Source organism: Streptococcus cristatus, assembly GCF_001578775.1.
GTDB lineage: Bacteria > Bacillota > Bacilli > Lactobacillales > Streptococcaceae > Streptococcus > Streptococcus cristatus_A.
The window spans coordinates 992,298-999,263 of the sequence record NZ_KQ969062.1 but is presented as its reverse complement, the minus strand read 5'-3'; the positions used below and the strand labels follow the sequence as shown (position 1 = coordinate 999,263).

Annotated in this window: 6 protein-coding genes; 1 reads left to right on the top strand and 5 read right to left on the bottom strand. The window is 43.7% G+C overall.

Going from position 1 to position 6,966, the window contains the following annotated elements; all coding sequences use genetic code 11:
- The 5 genes from SCRDD08_RS11885 to SCRDD08_RS04960 all read right to left on the bottom strand — a co-directional run.
- Positions 1 to 507: chorismate synthase (locus SCRDD08_RS11885; RefSeq protein ID WP_231089331.1), on the bottom strand; the 507-nt coding region annotated here is incomplete at its 3' end.
- Positions 508 to 596: 89 nt separating this feature from the next.
- Entirely contained in the window at positions 597 to 1,664 is a 1,068-nt protein-coding gene (gene aroB, locus SCRDD08_RS04975; protein WP_061422686.1) for a 3-dehydroquinate synthase, read from the bottom strand.
- 54 nt (positions 1,665 to 1,718) lie between these two features.
- Positions 1,719 to 2,573, bottom strand: a complete 855-nt coding sequence (locus tag SCRDD08_RS04970; protein WP_061422685.1) for a shikimate dehydrogenase — start codon at positions 2,571 to 2,573, stop codon at positions 1,719 to 1,721.
- Positions 2,563 to 3,240, bottom strand: a complete 678-nt coding sequence (aroD, locus tag SCRDD08_RS04965; protein ID WP_061422684.1) for a type I 3-dehydroquinate dehydratase — start codon at positions 3,238 to 3,240, stop codon at positions 2,563 to 2,565. The genes SCRDD08_RS04970 and aroD overlap by 11 nt, the downstream gene beginning before the upstream one ends.
- Positions 3,237 to 4,400, bottom strand: coding sequence for a class I SAM-dependent rRNA methyltransferase (locus tag SCRDD08_RS04960; protein ID WP_061423267.1), 1,164 nt, complete (start codon positions 4,398 to 4,400; stop codon positions 3,237 to 3,239). Before SCRDD08_RS04960 ends, aroD begins: the two co-directional genes overlap by 4 nt.
- Positions 4,401 to 4,764: 364 nt before the next feature.
- On the opposite strand from SCRDD08_RS04960, the gene SCRDD08_RS04955 reads away from it, so the two are divergent.
- A complete protein-coding gene (locus SCRDD08_RS04955) occupies positions 4,765 to 6,966 on the top strand; it encodes an LTA synthase family protein (protein ID WP_061422683.1) in 2,202 nt (733 codons plus the stop codon).

Genomic DNA, 6,966 nt, shown 5'->3' with positions numbered 1-6,966 from the left:
AATATCAATGCCGCCGAAGGTTACGATATGGCTGGCTACCTCTACACCGATTTCTTCCAGCAAACGCTTAGCTACTGCTCCGACTGCTACACGCATGGTCGTTTCACGGGCGGAAGAACGCTCTAGGGAATTTCGCAAATCGTCAAAGCGATATTTCATGCCGCCAACCAAGTCAGCATGGCCAGGGCGTGGTTTGGTAATCTTGCGTAGCCCTTTTTTCTTTTCATCCACATCTCCCACACTCATAATCTCCAGCCACTTCTGATGATCGAGATTTGTGACATTGAGAGTAATCGGACCGCCCATAGTCAAGCCATGACGAACTCCAGACGTAATCTCGACTTGGTCGCTTTCAATCTTCATGCGGGCACCACGGCCGTACCCACCCTGACGGCGCTTGAGCTCAGCATTGATATAGTCAGCGGTCAGAGGAAGACCAGCCGGCACTCCCTCAATAATAGCTGTCAGACGTGGTCCGTGGGATTCTCCTGCTGTTAAATATCTCATACATTTTCTCCTATTTCTGGGATGGAAAAACTGGACATTCTGTCTTTTTTTATCTAAACTGTCCAATCGTCTTAAACTCCATCTGGCACTTATTTCTTCAGAAATTCTTTCATCTCTTCCAGCGGAATCTGGTGAATACAGGCTGAACCTAGCTCGGGTACTAGGACCAGCTTGATAGAGTTGCCTCTAGCCTTCTTATCATGGGTCAGGGCCTGATAGAGAGCCTTCTCATCCCAAGACTGGTAATCCACCGGCAAGCCAAACTTCTGACACATATGGATGATGTCTTCTGTAATCCCAGCTGGCATAAGGCCTTGCTTTTCAGCGACGCGGGAAACCTGTACCATGCCAATCGCCACGGCTTCACCGTGCATGACTTTTCCATAGCCCGCTGTTGCTTCAATAGCATGCCCAATAGTATGGCCGAAATTCAGATAGAGGCGGACGCCATTATCCAGCTCGTCCTCGACCACAATCTTACGCTTGACATCGCAGGAATGGTAGATGATGCTCTCCGCATGCTCCAAAATCGACTCAGGACTGCCATCCATTTCTGAAAGCTCATCCCAGAGTTCCTTATCCTCAATCAAGCCGTACTTGACCACCTCGCCCATGCCTTCAATCAGTTCCCGCTGGCCCAAAGTATGCAAGACTTCAGGGTCAATCAGAACTCCGTCAGGCTGGGTAAAAGTGCCGACCATATTCTTGGCCCAGGGTGTATTGACACCTGTCTTACCGCCGATAGAGGAATCCACTTGAGCTGTCAGACTGGTCGGAACCTGCACGAAATGAATGCCCCGCATATAGGTTGAAGCAACAAATCCTGCCAAATCACCAACAACGCCACCACCCAAGGCTACAATGCCGTCACTACGGGTCAGACCAACTTTGACCAAGAATTCATAGGCCTTGTTGACCGTCTTTAAGTTCTTGCTGGCTTCGCCCTCCAAAAAGTCAAAGACAAAAGTCTCAAACCCAGCTGCTTCTAAGCTTAGCTTGACCTTTTCCGCATAGAGTCGAGCCACCCGATTGTCCGTGATGATAACTACTTTTTGAGGCTGCCAAAGCTGACTCAGCCAGCTGCCAGCCTGAGATAAAGACCCCTTTTCAATTACAATGTCATAGGGATGATGGGGGAGATTTACATTCAATTTCATAAGTACCTCCTTGTTTTTTCCTGCTCCAACCATAAAGGAGCTGAGTATGAGTGACTATTTATACAGAGCTTCCAGCTGCTGCCAAATTTCCTGACAGGGCATGGATTGACCGGTCCAAAGCTCAAAAGCTTCTGCTGCCTGATAAAGCAACATACCTAGACCATTCACTGCCTCTACCTTCTGACTTCGAGCCCACTTTAAAAAAGGTGTTTCAAAAGGTTTATAAATCACATCCGCGACTAAAATCTGGCTCGGCAGCTGAACACTTTCAGCTAATGGCAAAGTTTTTCCATCCATACCCACACTTGTTCCATTGACCAGAAGGTCTGACTGGTTGATTTTATCCTGCAAGATAGCCAAGTCTTCTAAGTTCAAAACATGAATCCTACTCTTAGTCTGGCGGCTGATAACTGCCATCTTGCTGACAGTCTTATCATAAGAAGACTGCCGAGTAAAGACAAAGATTTCTTCTGCCTGATCCAAAGCAGCTTGAGCGATAATAGCTGTCGCGGCTCCTCCAGCACCTAAAATGGTCATTTTTTTGCCCTGAATAGCAAAAGACGGCAAGCTCTTAAAAAATCCCTTGCCATCCGTATTATATCCTATCAATGTACCATTTTTATTCACCACTGTATTCACAGCCCCGATAAGACGAGCGCTGGGAGCCAATTCATCAAGATATTGGATGACTTCCTGCTTGTAGGGCATTGACAAATTTATCCCAAACATATTATACCTTCGGATATTAGCAATGGTCGCCTCTAAATCCTCTGCTCCAATTTCCAAAGCAAGGTAGACACCATTGACAGCAGTCTTCTCAAAGGCTGTATTATGAATAAATGGTGAAATGCTATGCTTAATCGGCTTAGCAACCACTGCTGCTAGACGAGTATGGCCATCAATTTTCATTTAAAATCTCCCGAACAACCTTCATGTTTGCGAGGGAAACCTGGCCCGGTGCACTCGGCTGTTCAACGCTAGCAAAAGACCAGCTCGAACCTGTCAAATCTGCAGCTAACCGAGAAATCTTTCCGACTTTTCCCATAGAAATCGTTACATACTCTTGCTCAGGATTCAAAATCTTAAATCCACGAGTGTAGTTCATCAGATCCAAGACATCCTGCTCATTATGCGCCATGACAGAAACTTTGACCACTTTTGGTGCCAAACTTGTCAATTCTGACAAAATTTCCATCATATTTTCAGGCGTTTCCTCAAAATTATGATAACTGAGAACTAAATTTGGAAACTCGAGCATTTCTTCGAATTTATCTTTATGCGAATAGTATTCAAAATCAACATAGTCTGGCGAATAAAAATTGGCTACTTCTTTGATAAGAGCAACATATTCATCATCTGACAGTTCAATTTCGCCACCTTCTCCTCGACTTCGCAGCGTGAAGAGCAATTCACGGCCAGCAAATTTCTCGAAAATAGCAGGAGCAACGTTGAGAATGCTCTCTTTCGGCAAAAAGTCCGCGCGCCATTCGATAATGTCAGCATCATCATAACGACTCACATCAATTGCTTTAGCCTCTTCTAAACTTCTGGGCATGATTGAAACGACTAATTTCATTTGTCCACCTTAATTGTAAATACCTTGAGGTAGTTACTATTCTCATCTTTCTTATTGTATACAAAGTCTGCTGGTAGACCATATTCCGCCAGATAGCGGTGAGGAACTCCTGCAAATCCTTTTTCAATTTCTTTTTTAAACTTACTTTTAGAAACATTAGCTGCGTTGGTCGAAAGAATCAATATTCCATTCGGACTCAAGATTTCCAAGGCCTGAGCCACCAAACGATGATAATCTTTCGCAACAGAGAAAGTCTGTTTCTTATTGCGAGCAAAGCTCGGCGGATCAAGGACAATCACATCATATTTCAACTCGTGACGCTTGGCGTATTTGAAGTAATCAAAGACATCCATGACAACGAAACGATGCGGCTCTAAATCCAAACTATTGGCTTCAAAATGCGCTTGGGAAAGCTCGCGGCTACGTTTGGCCAAATCCACCGAAGTTGTTTGACTAGCACCGCCCATGGCAGCTGCCACCGAGAAAGCTGCTGTATAAGAAAACATATTGAGCAGACTTTTTCCGCTAGCTAAGCCGTCAACCAGACTCCCCCGCACCTCATGCTGATCCAGAAAAATCCCAGTCATCAGGCCATCATTCATGAAGACTTGATAGCGAACGCCATTCTCCAAAACCGTAAAATAGGCTGGCGCTTCTGCTCCGTAGAGATGGGCAGACTCATAGTCCAAACCCTTGAAGCGAGTCTTCTCGTAAGCTCCAGAGACCTCAGGAAAGACCTGCTGGAAAGCATCCACTATCTGATCCTTGATTGAAAAAACAAAGGAATTGTACCAAGAGAAAACAGCATATTTCTCGTAGACATCAACTGTAAAACCGCCAAAACCGTCACCTTCTTGGTTAAACAGGCGATAGGCTGTCGTATCCTCCGCATGACGGTAATAAAAACGCTTGTCTTTAGCTTTTTCAAACAAATGCTGAAAGAAAGCTGAGTTCAGCTCTACCTTAGCATAGGAAATCAGCCAGCCAAGTCCCTTATTTTGTAAGGAGAGATAAGCCGTTCCCAAAAACTTTCCCTGCTGACTATGCAATTCCACACATTGATCGATGAATGAGAGAGTTGGAAAATCATTCTTATCTAGAACTAAAATTCCTTTTCTCAACTTTTCCTCTGTCTGCTTATTAACAGTAAGTTTCTTCATAAGCATTATTATACCAAATATTGTGAAAATTCTCAAAGCATATTTATTATTTTCACATAATCTTGTTTTAGTAGAAGAAATTTTCAACATTTGCTATCATAAAAGTCCACCCTATCAGGCGGACTTTTGATAAAAAATCTTCCTACTTCCACTTTCCACCATCTATCATGAAACAAATCCTGTCTAATCTTAGGTATGTTTGCGAACAATCTTGAAGTTAGGAAATGATTACCCTTATTCTAAATTACTTTACAAATAAAATAAACTAAGCACTAAATCACCTCAATTTTTCCTCAACTTAAAAAATTGTGATATACTTAGAAAAAGAGAATTTTTAGGAAATAAGACAAGGAAGTATCTTTCTGTGAAAAAAATAACCAAGAATTTACTCAATTTTATGAGTACAAGGCTCGGTTTCGTCTTGAGCTTGCTCACGATTTATTGGTTAAAAACCATGTGGGCTTATACCGTTGATTTTAATTTAGATATTCAAGGAGCCTATCAAATTTTTCTGGCTCTGATTAACCCTTTCCCAATTGGACTTTTACTGATTGGACTCGCTCTTTATATCAAGCCGACTAAGCTTTTTTATTGTGTCAGCACGGCTATCTACATCATGCTCTTTGTCTGGTTGGTCTCAAACTCCATCTACTACCGTGAGTTTACCGACTTTGTGACAGTCAATACCGTGTTAGCCTCTAGCAAGGTGTCTGCAGGTCTCGGAGCCGCAGCCATGGAGCTCTTCCGCCCTTGGGATGCTATCTATATCATTGATTTCCCAATTCTGGGCTGGCTTTTTTATAAAAAGTATATCCGCTTGGATCATCGTAGGTTTAATTTCCGCGCCAGCTTTGCCGTGACATCCCTGTCAGCGATGCTCTTTTCGGCCAATCTTTTCTTAGCAGAAATTGATCGTCCTGAGCTCCTGACACGCGGATTTTCAAATTACTATGTCGTTCGCGCTCTTGGTCTTCCCGCCTTTCTCGGCTACAGTGCCAATCAAACCTATGCTGCTAATAAAGAGCGTTCCAAAGCCTCTGCCAAGGATTTAGAACCCGTTCAACAATATATCCAATCCCACTATGCCGAGCCGAACTCTGAATACTACGGCATTGCCAAAGGTCGCAATGTTATCTATGTCCATCTAGAGAGCTTCCAGCAGTTTCTGATTGATTATAAACTACAGATGGAGGGCAAGGAATACGAGGTTACGCCTTTTCTCAACTCCCTTTACCACTCCAACTCTACTTTAGCCTTTTCAAACATCTTTAACCAGGTCAAGGCTGGAAAAACTTCTGACGCGGAAACCATGATTGAAACGGGTCTCTTTGGTCTCAACCAAGGCTCCTTCATGGTAAACTACGGCGGTACCAATACCCAACAGGCAGCACCTTTTATCCTATCAAAAAATGGAGACTACACATCTGCAGTTTTCCATGGAAATACAGGTAGTTTCTGGAACCGCAACACTGCTTACAAGCAATGGGGTTATAATTATTTCTTTGATGCGTCCTACTTTACCAAGCAAGATGAGACCAACTCCTTCCAGTATGGCTTGAACGATAAAATTATGTTCAAAGATTCCATCAAGTATCTGGAACATTTGCAACAGCCTTTCTATGCGAAATACATTACCGTCTCTAATCACTATCCTTATACGACCAGTCTGATTGGCGATGAGATTGGTTTCCCACTGGCAGATACCAAAGACGAAACCATAAATGGCTATTTTGCAACAGCAAACTACCTCGACTCCGCTGTCAAAGCCTTCTTTGACTACCTGAAAGAATCTGGACTCTATGAAAATTCAATCATCGTCCTTTACGGTGACCACTATGGAATTTCTAATTCTCGTAATCCAGCTTTGGCACCTTTGATCAATAAAAATTCTGAGACATGGTCTAGTTACGACAACGCCATGTTGCAGAGAGTGCCATACATGGTCGTGATACCTGGAATGGAAAAGGGAAAAATCATCGATACCTTTGGCGGACAAATCGATATGCTGCCAACCTTGGAGCATTTATTGGGGATTGACTCCAAAAATTACCTCCAAGTCGGGCAAGACCTCCTCTCACCTCAGCACCAGCAAATCGTGGCCTTCCGCTCAACCAATAACTTTGTAACACCAAAATACACAAGTTATAGCGGCCGCATTTACAACACACAAACTGGTGAGGAGATCACTCTGCCAGACGAGTCAACAACAGCTGAACTAGAGGCTATCCGAACAGCTGCAAATACACAACTGAAAATGAGCGATGCTATTCAGACAGGGGACCTGTTCCGCTTTTATACGGGCAATAACCTAGGAAAAGTCAATCCTGATGATTACAACTACATCAACTCTTTGAAAGCCCTCAAGGCCATTGAGAAAGAAAAAGGTGATCAATCGACTAGCCTTTATTCCAAACGTGGCGGTGTATCTTCTGTGGATCTCTTTAATTCACCAAGTTATCGAGCACTTCACCCAGAACAATTTCACTCTAGCACTAGCGGCGAAGAGGGAACTAGCGGAGAGGCCTCCAGCTCTTCTAGCTCCTCCAGTTCAAGTGCCAGTCCCTAA

Excerpts from the sequence above, each read along its gene's own strand:
- aroB (WP_061422686.1), bottom strand. The coding sequence starts at position 1,664 with ATGAAATTGAATGTAAATCTCCCCCATCATCCCTATGACATTGTAATT.
- SCRDD08_RS04970 (WP_061422685.1), bottom strand. The coding sequence starts at position 2,573 with ATGAAAATTGATGGCCATACTCGTCTAGCAGCAGTGGTTGCTAAGCCG.
- aroD (WP_061422684.1), bottom strand. The coding sequence starts at position 3,240 with ATGAAATTAGTCGTTTCAATCATGCCCAGAAGTTTAGAAGAGGCTAAA.
- SCRDD08_RS04960 (WP_061423267.1), bottom strand. The coding sequence starts at position 4,400 with ATGAAGAAACTTACTGTTAATAAGCAGACAGAGGAAAAGTTGAGAAAA.